Origin of the sequence: Mesobacillus subterraneus (assembly GCF_020524355.2) — a bacterium.
In the GTDB taxonomy this organism is placed as follows: Bacteria; Bacillota; Bacilli; order Bacillales; family Cytobacillaceae; genus Mesobacillus; species Mesobacillus subterraneus_C.
Genome location: NZ_CP129019.1, coordinates 4400001 through 4419409, shown reverse-complemented (window position 1 = coordinate 4419409; position 19409 = coordinate 4400001). Strand labels below are relative to the sequence as shown.

The following is a 19409-nucleotide window of genomic DNA, read 5'->3' as shown; positions in this document are numbered from 1 at the left end:
AAAGCGCAAGCGCCAAGGTCAGCCCCGACAAGCGTTGGAGGGCCGACCGGTGAAGTCGCTTTTTGACTTCACCTGAGCGGACCGAAAACGAAAAGCGGAGGCGACTGCCCAACTCCGACAAGCGCTGGAGGGCCTGACAGTGAAGTCGTTCTTTGACTTCATTGACAGGACCGAAGCGACTCGAGGAGTTAGGAGCCGCAGCTAGACAAACGTCTCGAGGGGCTAGGCGCTGGAGCTGGACAATTCTTAAAGTTAAATTTTATACTTTGTTATCTTGTTAGATTCGCGCAATACGCCCTTGTTCCAAATAAACGAGCAGGATGGAGATATCTGCGGGATTCACACCTGAGATCCTCGATGCTTGCGCCAATGTCAACGGACGTACTTCTTTCAATTTTTGACGAGCCTCTGTTGCCAGTCCAGAAATTGCCTCATAATCAATATTTTCCGGGATTTTCTTGTCTTCCATCTTTTTCAGCCTTTCCACCTGCTGAAGTGATTTCTCAATATATCCCTCATATTTGATTTGAATTTCCGTTTGTTCTTCTATTTCAAAATCAAGTTCGCCATCTGCAGGAACCAGCTGTTTAATATGCTGATAGGAAACCTCCGGACGCTTCAATAAGTCTGAAGCACGGATGCCATCCTTCAATTCACTTCCGCCAAGAGAACGGATCAGTTCCTGAACTTCAGCTGTCGGTTTGATGATGATCGATTGAAGGCGCTGTTTCTCCCCTTCGATCGCTTCTTTTTTCGCTAAAAACTTCTGATAACGTTCTTCTGTTATCAAGCCAATTTCGTGACCTCTTTCAGTCAAACGAAGGTCTGCATTATCGTGACGGAGAAGCAGGCGGTATTCCGCTCTTGATGTCAATAAACGGTACGGTTCATTTGTTCCTTTAGTCACGAGGTCATCGATCAATACACCGATATAGGCATCAGCTCGGCTGAGGATGACTTCTTCTTTGTCCAGTGCTCTTCGGCCCGCATTGATTCCAGCCATGATACCCTGACCGGCAGCCTCTTCATAACCTGAAGTACCATTGATCTGGCCTGCAGTATAAAGATTTTTCACTAACTTCGTTTCCAGTGTTGGTCAAAGCTGAGTCGGAACAACTGCATCATACTCAATGGCATAGCCGGCACGCATCATCTGGACTTTTTCCAGGCCAGGAATTGTCTGAAGAATCTTATGCTGGACTTCTTCAGGCAAGCTCGTTGACAATCCCTGTACATAAACTTCCTGCGTATTTCTTCCTTCCGGCTCCAGGAAAATCTGATGGCGCGGCTTATCATTAAAGCGAACGACCTTATCCTCGATGGACGGGCAATAGCGAGGGCCAGTACCCTTAATCATTCCGGAATACATCGGTGAACGGTGGAGATTTTCATCAATCAGCTGATGTGTGTGTTCATTCGTATACGTCAGCCAGCACGGAAGCTGGTCGGTGATATATTTCGTCGTTTCATAGGAAAATGCTCGGTGGACATCGTCACCAGGCTGGATTTCTGTTTTAGAATAATCAATTGTGTCACTGTGCACACGAGGCGGAGTTCCCGTTTTAAACCGCACAAGATCAAAGCCAAGCTCTTCAAGATGCTCTGAAAGCTTGATTGACGGCTGCTGATTGTTCGGACCGCTTGAGTATTTCAATTCACCAAGGATGATTTCCCCGCGCATATACGTACCTGTGGTGATGACGACTGTTTTCGCGCGATAAATGGCTCCAGTCTGAGTAATGACCCCTTTGCATTCGCCGTCCTCAATGACCAGGCGCTCAACCATTCCCTGCACCAATGTCAGGTTCTTTTCATTTTCCAGCGCCTTTTTCATTTCATTCTGATAATCGAATTTATCGGCCTGGGCCCTCAACGCACGTACTGCAGGACCCTTTCCAGTATTCAACATCCTCATCTGGATGTATGTTTTATCAATGTTGCGGCCCATTTCGCCGCCCAAAGCGTCAATTTCCCGTACAACAATTCCCTTTGCAGGTCCGCCGATTGACGGGTTGCACGGCATAAATGCAATCATATCTAGATTGATGGTAATCATTGCGGTTTTCGCACCCATGCGTGCTGGCGCAAGTGCCGCCTCAACACCCGCATGGCCGGCACCAACTACAACCACATCAAAAATTCCGGCTTCATAACCCATCTTGCTGCCTCCTTTTTATGCTGCAATCAAGCTCTATAAGTAAAAAGAATCATTATAGTTCAAAAACGCTTTATCACTATTTTCCGTAGCCTTATAGAAAGTTTTTCAAAAATAACTTTAATATTTGTTATTTCCCTAAACAGAACTGCGAGAATAATTGGTCAATCAAGCTCTCATGCACACTTTCACCTATTACTTCGCCAAGCAGCTCCCAGGAACGAGTCAAATCTATTTGGACAATATCGATTGGTGTTCCCATTTCGACTCCGCTGATACCTTCTTCAATCGAATGGACAGCCTGGTTGAGGAGTGCAATATGCCGGCTGTTCGAAACATATGTCAGGTCGCCTGATTCAATACCACCTGAGAAGAACAAGTTCGAAATCGCTTCTTCCAGCTCATCCACACCCTTGTCCTCAAGCAAGGAGGTCGTCACCAGCGAATAATCCTTTGCAAGCTTCTTCACTTCATCCAAATCAATTTTTTTCGGAAGGTCTGTTTTATTGACGATGACAATGACATCCATGTTTTCTACCGCTCTGAAAATGTTCCGATCCTCTTCCGAAAGCTCATCGGAATAGTTCAGAACGAGCAAGATTAAATCTGCTTCCTTCAAAACCTGACGAGAGCGTTCGACGCCGATTCGTTCGACGATATCCTCTGTTTCACGGATCCCTGCTGTATCGAGCAGTCTTAAAGGAACACCTCGAACATTTACATATTCTTCAATGACATCTCGAGTTGTACCAGGTATATCGGTAACAATCGCTTTATTTTCATGTACAAGGCTGTTCAGCAAAGAGGATTTTCCAACATTCGGGCGACCAACAATGACAGTTGACAGTCCTTCACGAAGAATTTTCCCCTGCTGGGAAGTTTGCAAAAGCTTCTCCAACTCACCTTTTACATACTTCGCCTTTTCCAAAAGCATATTATGCGTCATTTCCTCTACATCATCATACTCCGGATAATCAATGTTCACTTCCACATGCGCAAGAATTTCGAGAATCTCCTGGCGCAGCTTCTGGATGAGCCTTGATAGGCGTCCCTCCATCTGGCCAAGCGCCAGGTTCATCGCACGATCCGTTTTCGCTCTGATCAAATCAATGACTGCCTCCGCCTGGGAAAGGTCGATCCGTCCATTTAAAAAAGCCCGTTTTGTAAATTCCCCCGGCTCCGCCAGTCTCGCTCCTTGATTCAGAACAAGCTGGAGCACACGGTTTACAGAAACTAGACCCCCATGGCAGTTGATTTCGACTACATCCTCTTTCGTGAATGTTTTTGGCCCTCTCATAACAGAGACCATCACCTCTTCGGCAACTTGTCCTGTTTTCGGATCAATCAGATGACCGTAATGGATTGTATGCGAAGCCACCTCACTCAGCTTCTTGCTGCCAACGCCTTTGAACAGACGATCTGCTATTTCGAAAGCTTGATCCCCGCTTAATCGGACAATCGCAATCGCACCTTCACCCATCGGCGTAGAAATCGCCGCAATCGTATCAAACTCCATTTGCTCACCCCACTTTTTCTAAAAAAGTATCTATATCAAAAGATTAAAGTTTGTTTTCTACAAATTACTAGAATACCACATCACTTTTGTGAAAAAAAGAAAGGAATTCTCGCAACTCTGGAATTATCCACAACATATAAAATAAACTTATTTAATTTTAACTTATCCACATGTGAATAACAATAAAACCAAATGAGGAAATATGATTTTTATATTGGATGTGGAAAACTGATAAAGAGGAATTGATTTGACTGAAGGACAGGTTTTTAAAAATCGGAAAATGCAGGATAATTTCCAGTTCAGCAATAAAACGAATTATCGCCAATAAACTACTCATTTTCGCCTATATATTTTTATTATCGCCAATAAAAATGTGAAAACCGCCAATAAAATTATTAATGAACAAAATAATATCAGTGTGCGGTCATGAAACTACTAAATTCAACTCATCTGAAGCACTTATGGCACCCACACTATTAAAAATGTGTCAAAACCACTAAAACATATAATAAAATTGCACAAAAAACCCGTACCTTGACCAGGTCCGGGTTTCATTTGTTTATTTAGACGGCGCGATCACAATATGTCTATGTGGTTCTGAGCCATCGGAATAGGTTTTGATTTTCTTGTTTTTCATCAAGGCAGTATGAATCACTTTGCGTTCATACGAAGGCATAGGTTCGAGCGCGACGGTCTGGCCAGTTCTGACTGCTTTTTGCGCAAGACGTTCAGCCAATTGCATAAGTGTATCATGTCTGCGCTGGCGATAGTCCTCTGCATCAAGTAAGACAGTGGAATACTGTTCAGAATAACGATTCATCACGAGCTGTGTCAAAAATTGCAGGGAATTCAGCGTTTGGCCTCTTTTTCCAATCAACAATGCGATTTTCTCGCCTGACATCGTAAAAAGTACTGTTTTTCCTTCCTTTTTCACATCAACTTCAATCGGAGCTCCCATTTGCAAGCCAACCGACTTCAAATAATTTACGGCTTCTTCAACAGCATCGATTTTCACTGTCACCTTTACGACAGCCGGACGTACGCCGAAAAGTCCGAAAATCCCCTTTTTGCCTTCATCAATTACTTCAATTTCTGTGCGGTCTTTGGTTGTTTTTAATTGAGCTAAAGCGGATTCTACTGCTTCGTCGACATTTTGTCCTGTAGCAGTTACCTGTTTCACTTTTTTGCTCCTCCCGCATTGCCGGCAGCTGCAGCTTTAAGATCCGGCTCTTTAATAAAGTAAGTTTGAACAATCATAAATAAGTTTCCGACTACCCAGTACAATGAAAGGGCTGCAGGGAAGTTGATCGCGAACACAATGATCATGATTGGCATCAGCCAAAGCATCATTGCCATCTGCGGATTTGCTTCCTGGCCAGCCATCATCATTTTTTGCTGGATGAAAGTCGTAGCACCTGCAACTAGCGGCAGGATATAATATGGATCCGGTGAACCAAGGTCGAACCATAGGAAGTTATGTTCAGCGATCTCCCTCGTTCTTGAAATCGCGTGGTAGAAACCAATCAAAATCGGCATCTGAACGATCAGCGGAAAACATCCTGCAAGCGGATTGACACCATGCTTCTGGAAAAGTGCCATTGTTTCCTGCTGGAGCTTCTGCTGGGTTTTCTGATCCTTGGAGCTGTATTTTTCTTTTAACTTTGCCATTTCCGGCTGCAATGCCTGCATCGCTTTCGAACTTCTCGTTTGCTTAATCATAAGCGGCAAGATTGCAAAACGGATGATTAACGTCACAGCAATAATCGATAAACCAAAGCTGCCACCAAGCCACTCAGCCATCTTGACGATTAACAAGGATAATGGATAGACGATATATTCATTCCAAAAACCCTTGCTTTCCTCAGTGATTGGCTGGTCATATTCCATACAGCCTGTCAGCACGGTCATCACTAAAAGCAAGCCCATTATCAATACTATTCTTTTTTTCAAGCTTCATTTCCTCCTAACTTCCCGGTACGTTCATTTATTTTCAAAAGTTTGTCCCAAAATTTATGTACATTTAGCCTTGTTAGGGCAATGCAATCAAGAGTATTTTAACATCTTTTATAGGGAAGCGCTTTTAAAAATTGCAAATCGGCAAATATTTTTGCCTCAATCATTATCTCCACGTTTTGGCTTCTTCAAAACCTTACCGACCTTCAAGACATGTTCCAGGCTTTTCTTCACTTCATGCATGTCCATTTCAGCGGTTGGCTTTCTGGCAATGACGATATAATCGTTCCCGTTATGGACCCGGTCCTGCAGTTCATGAAATGATTGCCGGATATACCTTTTGATTTGGTTCCGCATGACGGCATTGCCTATTTTTTTGCTGACTGACAAACCGATACGGAAATTCTCCTGGTCAGATTTTTTTAAAATATAGACGACAAATTGCCGGTTCGCAACCGATCTTCCTTTTTTAAAAGCCTCTTGGAATTCTTTATTTTTTTTAACTCTGAAGTCTTTTTTCATCTATAGCACCTTCAATTCTCTATGGATCTGAATTTTTCTTTGGGGTTCTTTTAAAAAGGCGGGCAAGGAATTTATTATGTTCAGTATTGACAAAAATAAATCCCCTAAAGCCACTTTGCCAGCATACAGAGCTCCCAAAATAGTATTGCCCAAAGAGAAAAAAGACCACTGACATTTCAGTGGCCTAAGCTGATAATACTTTTCTTCCTTTGCGACGACGGCGAGCAAGAACCTTACGGCCATTTGCACTGCTCATGCGGGCACGGAATCCGTGAACTTTGCTGTGTTTACGTTTATTTGGTTGATAAGTGCGTTTCATATATGTTACACCTCCCTGAGGAATAGCTGTTACAGACAGTCTTTGTAATTATAAAGACGTGCAGCATAAATTGTCAAGTGCCTATTCGGAAATCGACGGGATTACCCAGATTTCAAATACATGATCTCTTAGATTCCTTCCTTAGAGATTTTTTTCTCTAACCTGGACCATAACCATATAGTAACATTCGGAACCCTTTCAACACTTCATGATCCATTTAGAAACATAAAATCGAGAAACCAGTCACTTTAAAAATTTTATAAAGAAACTTCGTAATGAACTCATCAGTAAAAAATTTCTAAGAATATTTTTCTCCGTTATAAGAAAGGTTAATCGAAATATTTTATTGATTATTTTACGTCTTCCAGAGGCCTGTGGACAAAAATCGACATGTTTTTTATTATCCACAAGGCTTCCTGACAGCTTTTACACAATCCAAGTACCTGTGGACAATTAATCTCCACAGTGATAGTGTATTGTGGATAATGTATTAAAAAGCGTTGCGCCATGCTAGATAATCTGATATTATATTTGTGTTTTCACTCTTAATAATTCGATGTCGAAAATATATTTATCCACAAAATGTGGATAAGCTGTGGATAGGTTATTCAGGTCTGTTGTAAAACTTTGTCCACAGAAAGTGGATATTGTCGAAAAGCTTCCTTTCTTCCTTATTATATATTTTTCCACATTAATAGTTTTGTATATTTATTAATTCAGGGGTTGTACAGTTTGTATAACCTTTGAATTTATGCTTTTCGAGCAGACTATTGTCCTGAAAGCCAGAAAATTTGTGTGAAATTGTGAATGCAAATGCAGCCAGATATAGAGAAAAAAGCGTAAAAACGAAGAGAAAAGGAGGGATAATTGTTGGAGAACATTGCAGATCTCTGGAACAACGCTCTCGCTAAAATCGAGAAAAAGATCAGCAAGCCAAGTTTCGATACGTGGCTTAAATCAACAAAGGCACATTCCTTGCAGGGTGATGTCCTTACGATTACAGCCCCGAATGAGTTTGCCCGTGACTGGCTGGAGGAACGTTATTCCCAGTTAATCAGCGGTATACTGTATGAAATCACTGGTGAAGAGCTTTCTGTAAAATTTATTATTCCCCAGAATCAAAACGAAGAAGATCTCGACATTCCCTTGCCTCCAAAAAGAGTGAAGAAGAATGATGATATTCCTGATTTGCCTGTCAGCATGCTGAACCCGAAGTATACATTCGATACTTTTGTCATTGGTTCTGGCAACCGTTTCGCCCACGCGGCGTCGCTTGCAGTAGCTGAAGCGCCGGCAAAAGCCTATAACCCATTATTCATTTATGGGGGCGTAGGACTCGGTAAAACCCACTTGATGCATGCCATCGGGCACTACGTCCAGGATCATAATCCGAATGCGAAAGTGGTTTATTTGTCATCTGAAAAATTCACGAATGAATTCATCAACTCGATCAGGGATAACAAAGCGGGAGATTTCCGCAACAAATACCGCAATGTTGATGTCCTGCTCATTGATGATATTCAGTTCCTGGCTGGAAAAGAACAGACTCAGGAAGAATTCTTCCATACATTCAATACATTGCATGAAGAAAGCAAGCAGATTGTCATCTCAAGTGACCGTCCGCCAAAAGAAATCCCGACGCTGGAAGACAGGCTGAGATCCCGCTTTGAATGGGGCTTGATCACTGATATCACTCCGCCGGACCTTGAGACGAGGATTGCGATTCTTCGTAAAAAGGCAAAAGCAGAAGGCCTGGATATCCCGAATGAGGTCATGCTTTATATCGCGAATCAGATCGACTCCAACATCCGTGAGCTTGAAGGAGCTTTGATCCGAGTCGTCGCTTATTCTTCACTGATCAATAAAGATATAAATGCGGACCTGGCAGCTGAAGCGCTAAAGGATATTATCCCGAGTTCAAAGCCGAAGGTCATCACGATTCTTGACATTCAGAGGGTTGTCGGACAGCACTTCAATGTGAAGCTGGAGGACTTTAAAGCGAAGAAAAGAACGAAATCCGTAGCGTATCCTAGGCAAATCGCTATGTACTTATCAAGAGAGCTGACAGATTTCTCGCTGCCGAAGATTGGCGAAGAATTTGGGGGCCGTGACCATACGACGGTCATTCATGCCCATGAAAAAATATCTAAAATGGTTGCAGTTGATACGAACCTGCAAAAGCAGATGAAAGACATAAATGAACAATTAAGGGTTTAGGAAAGTGTGAATAACTCGGCATTGGTTACGCACAGTCTGTCCACATGTGGATAGGCTGTGTTTCCTTTGAACAAACCCACTTATCCACAAATCCACAGGCTCTACTAGTACTTCTACTATTTTTTAAAACATATTAATATATGCATTAGAGAAAAAAATATTCCTAAACGGAGGCTGAAAAATGAGATTTATTATCCAGCGTGATTCATTGCTTCAAAGCGTCCAAGACGTAATGAAGGCAGTGACGAGCAGAACAACAATTCCCATTTTGACAGGTATTAAGATTGTTGCGAATGAAGAGGGAGTAACTCTTACAGGCAGCGATTCTGATATTTCGATTGAATCTTTCATCCCTAAAGAAGAAGATGGGAACGAGATCGTTGAAATCAAACAGCCAGGATCCATTGTTTTGCAAGCGCGTTTCTTTAGTGAAATCGTTAAAAAGCTTCCTACAGATACAGTAGAAATCGAAGTCAATCACAATTTACAAACCATTATCCGGTCTGGGAAATCAGAATTTAACTTAAACGGCCTGGATGCTGAAGAATACCCGCATCTTCCGCAAATTTCAGAAGAGCATGTATTCAAAATCCCTACAGACTTATTAAAAGGTTTAATTCGTCAAACTGTCTTTTCGGTGTCCACCTCAGAAACACGCCCCATCTTGACAGGTGTAAACTGGAAGGTCGAAAACAATGAATTAATCTGTATTGCAACAGATAGCCACAGGCTGGCATTGCGAAAAGCTAAGCTCGAGGCAGAGAACACCGGCAGCTATAATGTGGTCATCCCTGGTAAAAGTTTGACTGAATTGAGCAAAATTCTTGATGACAGCTCAGAATCAGTGGATATCGTCATTACAGAAAATCAGGTATTATTTAAAGCAAAACATTTACTTTTCTTCTCTAGGCTGCTTGAAGGAAACTATCCTGACACAGGAAGATTAATCCCAACTGAGAGCAAAACAGATGTTGTCGTTAACACGAAGGAATTCCTTCATGCGATCGACCGTGCATCCCTGCTTGCCAGAGAGGGAAGAAACAATGTCGTCAAGTTTTCCACAATTGAAGGCGGCGCAATCGAGGTTTCGTCAAACACTCCGGAAATCGGAACTGTTGTCGAAGAAATCCAAAGCCAATCAATCGATGGCGAGGATCTAAAAATCTCTTTCAGTGCGAAGTACATGATGGATGCCCTGAAAGCATTGGAAGGAACAGAAATCCAAATCAGCTTCACAGGCGCAATGAGACCATTCGTCATCCGTCCGCTTCATGACGATTCCATCCTGCAGCTAATCCTGCCGGTAAGAACTTACTAAAATCCATAATGCCACCAGTTTTTTGCTGGTGGTTTTTTTTTATAATAGTAAAAGGGAAAATCCATTTCAGAGTTGTCCAGCTGCAGCGCCTAGACTCTCGAGTCGTTTCGGTTCCCCCAATGAAGTCAAAGAGCGACTTCACCGGTCGACCCTCCAACGCTTGTCGGGTCTAACCGAGCCGCTTGCGCTTTTCTAATAAGAAAATTTGTTTCTATGGAAAAAATTTAGTAAAATAAAGTATTAAGTCCTTTTGGAAGACAAGGGTGAGAAACTTGAATGAGGAAATAAAAATTGATACGGAATATATCACGCTTGGCCAATTCCTGAAACTTGCCGATGTAATTCAATCGGGTGGAATGGCAAAGTGGTTTTTAAGTGAACATGATGTTTTTATCAATGGTGAACAAGATCAGCGAAGAGGAAGGAAGCTTCGTTCCGGAGACCAGGTATCGATTCCTGGTTTTGGCGAGTTCAGCATAACGCAATAATCCAGAGGATGAACTGTTCATGTATATAGAGGAACTGCAATTAAGGAATTACCGCAATTACCAGGGGTTAGAGGCGACATTCGAAAATAAGGTCAATGTCATCCTCGGGGAGAATGCCCAGGGGAAAACAAACGTTATGGAGTCCATCTATGTATTGGCAATGGCAAAATCCCACCGTACTTCCAATGATAAAGATTTGATTCGCTGGGATGAGGAATATGCTAAAATAGAAGGACGGATTAAAAAAAGCAACGGATCATTGCCAATGCAGCTTGTCATATCGAAAAAAGGCAAGAAGGCCAAAGTCAATCATCTCGAACAGCGGAAGCTAAGTCAGTACGTCGGCAATATGAATGTTGTCATGTTTGCACCTGAAGACCTTAACCTGGTAAAAGGGAGTCCTCAAGTAAGAAGAAGATTTGTTGATATGGAAATAGGACAGGTTTCGGCGATTTATTTGCATGATATGGGACAGTACAACAAAATTCTCCAGCAGCGCAATCATTATTTAAAACAGCTGCAAATCAAAAAAACAAGTGACCATACGATGCTTGAAATCCTGACTGAACAATTTATCCAGGCAGCTGCCAGAATCAATGTGAAACGTTTTGAATTCCTTCATTTGCTTGAACAATGGGCATTGCCGATCCATCATGGGATATCCAGAGGGCTTGAGGACTTGAAAATTGTCTATAAACCTTCCGCAGAGGTATCAGAAGATGATGATTTGTCGAAAATGATAGCAGTGTATGAAGAAAAATTTGCTAAAATAAAGACAAGGGAAATTGATCGGGGCACGACCATGTTCGGGCCGCACCGGGACGATCTGCAATTTTTCGTGAATGGCCGCGATGTCCAGACCTTTGGTTCGCAGGGCCAGCAGCGGACGACAGCTCTTTCGGTAAAATTGGCAGAAATCGAATTGATCAATTCAGAAATAGGGGAATATCCAATCTTGCTGCTTGATGATGTCCTGTCTGAGTTAGATGATTATCGCCAATCCCATTTATTGAATACCATCCAGGGCAAAGTACAAACATTCGTCACCACAACAAGTGTGGATGGGATCGACCATCAGACATTAAGAGAAGCAGCCACTTATAACGTGAAAACCGGCGAAATGTCAAGAATCCAATGAGGTGGACTCGATGTATTTGCATGTTGGTGAAGAAGTTCTTGTAAGGACAAAAGATATTATAGCTATATTGGATATCGAAAGCGCCAGCTCTTCCCCATTCATGGAAGAGTTCATAACACGCCAGGACCAGCAGATTGTCCATTTGACCAAAGGAACGGTCAAGTCAATCGTGGTAACTGGAAATCATATATATTATTCCCCACTTGCATCAGGAACATTAAAGAAACGCTCCCAAAAATTATCCGTACCGGAATTTTAATAGATCAGCGTATTGGCAAAAAATGTCGAAAAACAACGATATTTGCGAAAATAGCGAATAGATAAGTTTTTAAAAAAGTTCGAGTGAAAATGAAAGTGTAGGTGATCGATATGGCAATGGAGGAACAATCCATGCAAGGACAAGCGTACGATGAAAACCAGATACAAGTGCTTGAGGGCGCCTGGAAGCTGTACGCAAACGTCCAGGGATGTATATCGGATCAACGAGCGGAAAAGGCTTGCACCATCTTGTATGGGAAATCGTTGATAATAGTATAGATGAAGCACTTGCCGGCTTCTGTGACGAAATTAATGTCATCATCGAAGAGGATAACAGTATCACAGTCCAGGATAACGGCCGTGGTATTCCTGTTGGAATCCACGAAAAGATGGGAAGGCCAGCGGTTGAGGTCATCATGACCGTACTGCACGCAGGTGGTAAATTCGGCGGCGGAGGATATAAGGTTTCCGGAGGTCTGCACGGTGTTGGTGCATCTGTTGTTAATGCCCTTTCTACTTATCTTGAAGTATTTGTTCATCGTGATGGCAAAGTCCATTATCAAAAATTTGAACGAGGCGCTGTTGGTGACCCGCTGAAGGTTATTGATGAAACGGACCGGACAGGAACGACTGTCCATTTCAAGCCTGACCCGGAAATTTTCACGGAGACATTGGAATATGACTATGATACACTCGCAAACCGTCTGCGCGAGCTTGCCTTCCTGAACAGAGCAATCAAGATCACGATTGAGGACAAGCGAGTTGAAGGCAAAAAGAATGAGTATTATTACGAGGGCGGAATCAAGTCCTATGTTGAGCATTTAAACCGTACTAGAGAAGTCCTTCATGAAGAGCCAATCTATATCGAGGGTGAAAAAGAAGGCATTACAGTCGAGGTGGCCCTACAATATAACGACAGCTATACAGGGAACATCTATTCATTCGCGAACAATATCCATACCTATGAAGGTGGAACACACGAATTTGGCTTCAAAACGGCTTTAACGCGTGTGATTAATGATTATGCCCGCAAACACGGAATCTTCAAGGAAAGTGATTCAAATCTCTCGGGAGATGACGTTCGTGAAGGTTTGACATCAATCGTGTCAATTAAGCATCCAGATCCACAGTTCGAAGGCCAAACGAAAACAAAACTTGGAAATTCCGAGGTCCGTACGGTAACGGACACACTCTTTTCCGACCATTTTGAAAAATTCATGCTTGAAAACCCGAATGTGGTCAGGAAGATTGTCGAAAAAGGACTCATGGCAGCAAGAGCAAGACTTGCGGCGAAAAAGGCACGTGAACTGACCAGAAGAAAGAGCGCGCTGGAAATTTCAAGTTTACCGGGAAAACTGGCTGACTGCTCTTCAAAAGACCCGTCAATCAGTGAAATATATGTCGTTGAGGGTGACTCTGCAGGAGGATCAGCCAAGCAGGGACGTGACCGCCACTTCCAGGCGATTCTGCCACTGCGCGGAAAAATCCTCAACGTTGAAAAATCACGTCTGGATAAAATTTTATCCAACAATGAGGTAAGAGCAATCATTACGGCAATCGGTACAGGAATCGGCGAAGACTTCGACCTTGCAAAAGCTCGTTACCAAAAAATCGTCATCATGACCGATGCCGATGTCGACGGCGCTCACATCCGAACTTTATTATTGACGTTCTTCTACCGATACATGAGAAAGATCCTTGAAGCAGGATACATTTATATTGCCCAGCCGCCTTTATATAAAATTCAGCAGGGCAAAAAAATTGAGTATGCTTATAACGACAAGCAGCTTGAACAGATTCTCGCGGAGCTTCCGCAGCAGCCGAAGCCAGGCATCCAGCGCTATAAGGGTCTTGGTGAGATGAACCCTGAGCAGCTATGGGAAACGACGATGGATCCTGAAACGAGAACGCTGCTTCAGGTAAGCCTTGAAGATGCGATTGAATCTGATGAAACCTTTGAGATCCTTATGGGTGACAAGGTAGAGCCGCGACGCAATTTCATCGAGCAGAATGCGCAATATGTAAAGAACCTGGATATCTAATAATCTATGCTCAGGATAGAAGGTTCTGCCTCTATCCTGCTTTTTCTGAAATGGCCAAGGAGCCGCGCAGAGCGCTTTGCCCCTATATGGCCGTGCTGAACAGAGTTCCTAAAGGAGGTCTCTCTTAAATGGCTGAAACACCAAATCCACGTGTGAAAGAGATTAATATTAGCCAGGAAATGCGTTCATCTTTCCTGGATTATGCTATGAGTGTTATCGTGGCCCGTGCGTTACCAGATGTCCGTGATGGCTTGAAGCCGGTACATAGAAGGATTCTATACGCGATGCATGACCTTGGCATGCATTCAGATAAGGCCTACAAAAAATCGGCGAGAATCGTCGGTGAAGTAATCGGTAAGTATCACCCGCACGGTGACTCTGCTGTATACGACACAATGGTCCGTATGGCACAGAACTTTAACTATCGCTACATGCTTGTGGACGGTCATGGGAACTTCGGTTCTGTCGATGGCGACGCAGCAGCTGCGATGCGTTACACAGAAGCCCGTATGTCAAAAATTTCGATGGAGCTTCTGCGTGACATCAATAAAGATACAATTGATTATCAAGACAACTATGACGGTTCTGAAAGAGAACCAATTGTCATGCCATCAAGGTTCCCGAACCTGCTCGTCAACGGTACTTCCGGTATAGCGGTCGGTATGGCGACCAACATCCCACCTCACCAGCTAGGAGAAGTGATAGATGGCGTTTTGGCAATAAGTAAAGATCCTGACATGACGATCATGGAATTGATGGAAATCATCACAGGACCTGACTTTCCAACTGCTGGATTGATCTTGGGCCGCAGCGGCATTCGCAAGGCTTATGAGACTGGTCGCGGTTCAATTACCCTGCGTGCGAAGGTTGAAATCGAAACAAAATCAAATGGCAAAGAAGTCATTATCGTCAGGGAACTTCCTTACCAGGTCAATAAAGCCAAGCTGATTGAAAAGATCGCTGAATTAGTCCGCGATAAAAGGCTAGACGGCATTACAGACCTCAGGGATGAATCTGACCGTAAGGGAATGAGGGTTGTCATTGAGGTTCGCAAGGATGCGAATGCCAATGTCCTTTTAAATAACCTTTATAAACAAACTGCATTGCAAACAAGCTTTGGTATCAACCTTCTTGCACTAGTCGATGGACAGCCGAAGGTTCTGAACCTCAAGCAATGCCTGGTATATTATCTTGACCATCAGGTAGTGGTCATACGCCGCCGCACAGAGTTTGAACTGAGGAAGGCAGAAGCACGTGCCCACATTCTTGAAGGGCTGAGAATCGCGCTTGATAACCTTGATGCGGTCATCAGCCTGATCAGAAGCTCACGGACGACGGATATCGCTAGAGAAGGCTTGATGACACAGTTCAAGTTATCTGAAAAGCAAGCACAGGCTATCCTTGATATGCGTCTCCAGAGACTTACAGGCTTGGAGCGCGAAAAGATCGAAGAAGAATTCCAAAATCTTATGCAGCTGATCTCAGAATTAAAAGCGATCCTTGCTGATAAGGAAAAAGTGCTGGAAATCATCCGTGAAGAGCTCACTGAAATCAAAGAGCGCTTCAACGATGAGCGCCGTACGGAGATCGTTTCGGGCGGTTTGGAAATGATCGAGGATGAAGACTTGATTCCTCGTGAAAATATTGTCATCACTCTCACACATAATGGCTACGTTAAGCGCCTGCCTGTATCTACATATAGAGCGCAGCGTCGCGGAGGCCGCGGCATCCAGGGGATGGGAACGAATGAAGATGACTTTGTAGAACATCTGATTACCACTTCAACGCACGATACCATCCTGTTCTTTACGAACAAGGGTAAAGTATATCGTTCGAAGGGGTACGAAATTCCGGAATTCAGCCGAACCGCGAAGGGGATCCCAATCATCAACCTGTTGGAAATAGAGAAGGGTGAATGGGTGAATGCTATCATTCCTGTTTCAGAATTCGTGGATGACTGGTCATTGTTCTTCACAACGAAAGAAGGGATTTCAAAACGTTCGCCACTTTCATCATTTGCCAATATCCGCAACAACGGTTTGATTGCCCTAAACCTGCGTGAAGGCGATGAGTTGATCTCTGTTAGAATGACAGATGGCAGCAAAGAAATGATCATCGGCACGAAGAACGGATTACTGATTCGTTTCCCTGAAACTGATGTCCGCTCTATGGGCCGTACTGCCACAGGGGTAAAAGGAATTTCCCTGTCAGATGACGATGAAGTTGTCGGTATGGAAGTTCTTGAAGAAAGTGCCGAAATTCTTGTTGTCACAAAGAACGGATACGGCAAAAGAACACCTTCCGAAGAGTACAGAAGGCAAGGGCGCGGCGGTAAAGGAATCAAGACTTGTAACATCACCGATAAAAACGGCGACCTTGTGACGATGAAAGTCGTGACTGGGGAAGAAGACCTCATGCTGATTACAACAGGCGGTGTCCTGATCCGGATCCCGGTAAGCTCGATCTCCATGACAGGCCGTAATACACAAGGGGTAAAATTAATCAGCCTCAATAAAGCAGAAGGTGAATATGTTGCGACAGTCGCTAAAGTCGATAAGGAAGAAGATAAGCCGGAAGACCTCGATCTCGATGAAAATGCTGAAGTAGCAACACCAATTGATCCTGAAGAAGTTGGCAGTGAAGAAGCAGAAGCGACTGAAACAGCAGCTGAAGAGGGAGAAGAATAAACTTTTTGAGAGGAACACAAAAATGTGTTCCTCTCAGACTGTAGACAAACTCGATGGAAATCGAGCTTGTCTACAGTCTTTTTTTTGGTTGGTGCTGGAATGGGGGCTGTTGATTTCCGTTCCAGGCGCTTCGCTTTCCGCGGGGGCTGGCGGTGAGCCTCCTCACCGCCGTTGGCGTCTGCGGGGTCTCACCTGTCCAGCTGAGCCCGCAGGAGTCTACGCGCCTTCCACTCCAATCAACAGGACTTCCAAACTTAACGTGGAACTAACCATAAGTCTATTTTAAAATAGATATATATAACGCTTGAGGTGATAAACATGCTTTCGAAAAATAATCCAATCCAACGAGATCAATTAGAAGTGGTTGCTTTAGACCAACTGGTTCCTCAGGAACATTTAGTCCGTAAGATGGAAGCTGCCCTAGATTTTTCTTTCATTTATGACTTGGTGAAAGATGTGTGTGTATTCGGAAGTAAGTAGCCCAAGCATTGACCCTGTTATTCTGATTAAACTCTCATTCATTCAATATACATTCGGCATCCGTTCCATGCGCCAGACCATTGCCGAAGTAGAAACGAACATGGCCTACCGCTGGTTTTTGGGTTATGGATTCCATGATAAAGTGCCCCACTTCTCCACCTTCGGGAAGAATTACGAACGCCGTTTTAAAGACACTGATTTGTTTGAACAGATCTTCTATCGAATTCTTAAGACCGCAGCTGATAAGAAACTTATTAGTGCAGAACACGTCTTCATTGATTCAACCCACGTAAAAGCCAGTGCGAATAAACATAAATTCGAGAAAAAAGTGGTGCGTAAGGAAACACGGGCGTATCAAGAGAAACTCCAGGAAGAGATCAATCTGGATCGGGAAGACCATGGGAAGGAACCTTTTCCACCTGATAAGTTCGATAAGGAAGAAACGAAGGAAATCAAGGAAAGTACGACCGATCCTGAGAGTGGATACTACGTCAAGGACGAACGGACAAAGCAGTTTGCCTACTCTTTCCATGCGGCATCAGATCGTAACGGATTTGTCCTGGGGACAATTGTGACACCTGGTAACACGCATGACAGCCTGATTCTTGAGCCACTGGTAGAACAAGTGATAGAGAAAGTTGGAAAGCCTACTGCTGTTGCGGCCGACGCAGCCTATAAAACACCAGCGATTACGAAGTTTCTGATGGAAAATGAAATGACCCCGGCTTTGCCTTATACCCGACCACGAACGAAGGATGGCTTCTTCCGTAAATATGACTATGTATATGACGAATTTTACGACTGTTACTTGTGTCCTGCCGGTGAAATCTTGAAGTATTCAACCACCACTAAAGAGGGATATCGTGAATATAAATCCCCCAAGCATATCTGCGCCAACTGCCCGTTTTTAGCGCAATGCACAGAAAGCAAGGACCACCAAAAGGTGGTAACGCGCCATATCTGGCAAGAGTACGTAGAAGAGGTAGACCACTTGAGACACAAACCAGAAGTAAAACAAATCTATGCGAAGCGCAAAGAAACCATTGAGCGCGTTTTCGCAGATGCAAAAGAAAAGCATGGCATGCGTTGGACAACCCTAAGGGGACTTAAAAAATTGTCGATGCAGGCGATGCTTACTTTCGCTGCATTGAACCTGAAGAAGATGGCCAACTGGACATGGAGAAGTCCAGTAATGGCCTAAAAGTATAGCAAAGAGAGTCTATTTCCTTAGAAAAATTCGATGAAATCCAAAAAGGGGTTCGGAATGAGAGCATTCCGAACCCCTTTTGTCTACAAACTGAGAGGAACACAAAAATGTGTTCCTCTTTTTTGGTAAAATAAAGTAAAATAATTGTAAGAAAATTAAAATTCCGGGGTGGAAAGCCTTGCGCGTACTCGTAGACAACCTTAAAGAGGGCTGTATCCTTACAGATGATGTTCTAAGTAAAACAAATAGACCTATCATGAACAAAAAAACAGTATTGTCTAATCACCTAATCGATATACTGAAAGTTTTTTTAGTGAAAGAAGTCAATGTTGAGAAAACATTAGTGAATGGGATGCCTTTGCATGCACCTTCAACAGGCAGTGATAAGAAACCTGGCTTGAAGCAAAATGAGGGCGGAGAAACTTTTATTGACCTTTTTTTACAGGCAAGACAAAACTTCAAAAAAGAGTTTATCTTCTGGCAATCAGGAATGCAGATAGACGTTGCTAAACTGAGGACTATTATTGTCCCGTTGATTGAACAGGTTGAAATGACATCTTCGGATATATTCAATCTTCATCATTATTCAACCAAGGCTGAATACATATATGATCATCCTTTGGCTGTAGGGATTATCAGTGCCTTCATCGCCAGAAAGCTGAATCACAGCAACGGAGATATAACCCAGATTGCAATGGCCGGATGTTTGTCAGACTGCGGCATGGCGAAGGTCAGTCCAACACTTCTCAATAAAAACACGACTTTGACTGTAGAGGAATTCGAGGAAATCAAAAAGCACCCTACTTACAGTTATCAGATGGTAAAGAATAGTCCATTGCTGAAGGAGGCCACAAAAATTGCCATTCTTCATCATCATGAAAGAATGGATGGCAGCGGCTATCCATTTGGCGAAAAGGCAAACAGGATTCATCCTTTCGCAAAAATCCTTGCAGTCGCTGATTCTTTCCATGCGATGACATCTGAAAGAATTTATAAGCCCAAACACTCTCCATTTAAAGTGATCGAGATGATCAATGAGGAGCTATTTGGGGAATTCGACATTACCGCACTGAAGGCATTGAGTTCTGCGATAATGAATTATTCGGTTG

13 protein-coding genes and 3 pseudogenes (1 of these 16 only partly in view) are annotated in these 19409 nt (G+C 43.3%); 9 read left to right on the top strand and 7 right to left on the bottom strand.

Going from position 1 to position 19409, the window contains the following annotated elements; genetic code table 11:
* Positions 1-277: 277 nt before the first annotated feature.
* The 6 genes and pseudogenes from mnmG to rpmH form a co-directional block, all read right to left on the bottom strand.
* Positions 278-2158, bottom strand: a pseudogene (mnmG, locus tag LC048_RS23070) (tRNA uridine-5-carboxymethylaminomethyl(34) synthesis enzyme MnmG).
* Positions 2159-2285: 127 nt separating this feature from the next.
* Positions 2286-3671 carry a tRNA uridine-5-carboxymethylaminomethyl(34) synthesis GTPase MnmE gene (mnmE, locus tag LC048_RS23065; RefSeq protein WP_226607789.1) on the bottom strand — a complete coding sequence of 462 codons (1386 nt, stop codon included), beginning with the start codon at positions 3669-3671 and terminating at the stop codon, positions 2286-2288.
* 559 nt (positions 3672-4230) lie between these two features.
* The gene (jag, locus tag LC048_RS23060) at positions 4231-4851 is read right to left on the bottom strand and encodes an RNA-binding cell elongation regulator Jag/EloR (protein ID WP_226607787.1); all 621 of its coding nucleotides are present in this window, start codon (positions 4849-4851) and stop codon (positions 4231-4233) included.
* Complete coding sequence (gene spoIIIJ / locus LC048_RS23055) at positions 4848-5621, bottom strand: YidC family membrane integrase SpoIIIJ (RefSeq protein WP_306048882.1); 774 nt, start codon at positions 5619-5621, stop codon at positions 4848-4850. The genes jag and spoIIIJ overlap by 4 nt, the downstream gene beginning before the upstream one ends.
* Positions 5622-5783: 162 nt before the next feature.
* Entirely contained in the window at positions 5784-6146 is a 363-nt protein-coding gene (gene rnpA, locus LC048_RS23050; RefSeq protein ID WP_102264755.1) for a ribonuclease P protein component, read from the bottom strand.
* Between the two features lie 184 nt (positions 6147-6330).
* Entirely contained in the window at positions 6331-6465 is a 135-nt protein-coding gene (rpmH, locus tag LC048_RS23045) for a 50S ribosomal protein L34 (protein ID WP_013059930.1), read from the bottom strand.
* 870 nt (positions 6466-7335) lie between these two features.
* Between rpmH and dnaA the strand changes: the two genes are divergently transcribed.
* Both dnaA and dnaN read left to right on the top strand, forming a co-directional pair.
* Complete coding sequence (dnaA, locus tag LC048_RS23040; protein WP_226607782.1) at positions 7336-8682, top strand: chromosomal replication initiator protein DnaA; 1347 nt, start codon at positions 7336-7338, stop codon at positions 8680-8682.
* Between the two features lie 181 nt (positions 8683-8863).
* Complete coding sequence (gene dnaN, locus LC048_RS23035) at positions 8864-10000, top strand: DNA polymerase III subunit beta (RefSeq protein ID WP_226607780.1); 1137 nt, start codon at positions 8864-8866, stop codon at positions 9998-10000.
* Here dnaN and LC048_RS23030 read toward each other — a convergent pair.
* Positions 9939-10142, bottom strand: coding sequence for a hypothetical protein (locus LC048_RS23030; RefSeq protein ID WP_306048880.1), 204 nt, complete (start codon positions 10140-10142; stop codon positions 9939-9941). The genes dnaN and LC048_RS23030 overlap by 62 nt on opposite strands.
* Before the next feature lie 130 nt (positions 10143-10272).
* On the opposite strand from LC048_RS23030, the gene yaaA reads away from it, so the two are divergent.
* The 7 genes and pseudogenes from yaaA to LC048_RS22995 all read left to right on the top strand — a co-directional run.
* Positions 10273-10488 (top strand): S4 domain-containing protein YaaA, encoded by a 216-nt coding sequence (gene yaaA, locus LC048_RS23025; protein WP_023613365.1) that lies wholly within the window; start codon positions 10273-10275, stop codon positions 10486-10488.
* Positions 10489-10507: 19 nt separating this feature from the next.
* Positions 10508-11626, top strand: coding sequence for a DNA replication/repair protein RecF (gene recF, locus LC048_RS23020; RefSeq protein WP_226607777.1), 1119 nt, complete (start codon positions 10508-10510; stop codon positions 11624-11626).
* Between the two features lie 10 nt (positions 11627-11636).
* Positions 11637-11885: an extracellular matrix regulator RemB gene (gene remB / locus LC048_RS23015; protein WP_226607775.1), complete on the top strand. Its 249-nt coding sequence runs from the start codon at positions 11637-11639 to the stop codon at positions 11883-11885.
* Positions 11886-12016: 131 nt separating this feature from the next.
* Positions 12017-13926, top strand: a pseudogene (gene gyrB / locus LC048_RS23010) (DNA topoisomerase (ATP-hydrolyzing) subunit B).
* 128 nt (positions 13927-14054) lie between these two features.
* Positions 14055-16613, top strand: coding sequence for a DNA gyrase subunit A (gyrA, locus tag LC048_RS23005; protein ID WP_226607772.1), 2559 nt, complete (start codon positions 14055-14057; stop codon positions 16611-16613).
* 318 nt (positions 16614-16931) lie between these two features.
* Positions 16932-18294: pseudogene (locus LC048_RS23000) on the top strand (IS1182 family transposase).
* 184 nt (positions 18295-18478) lie between these two features.
* Positions 18479-19409: the 5' portion of an HD-GYP domain-containing protein gene (locus tag LC048_RS22995; RefSeq protein WP_226607977.1), read on the top strand. Its footprint extends 155 nt past the window's final position; the window shows 931 of its 1086 coding nt (coding positions 1-931); its start codon is at positions 18479-18481; its stop codon lies off the right edge, out of view.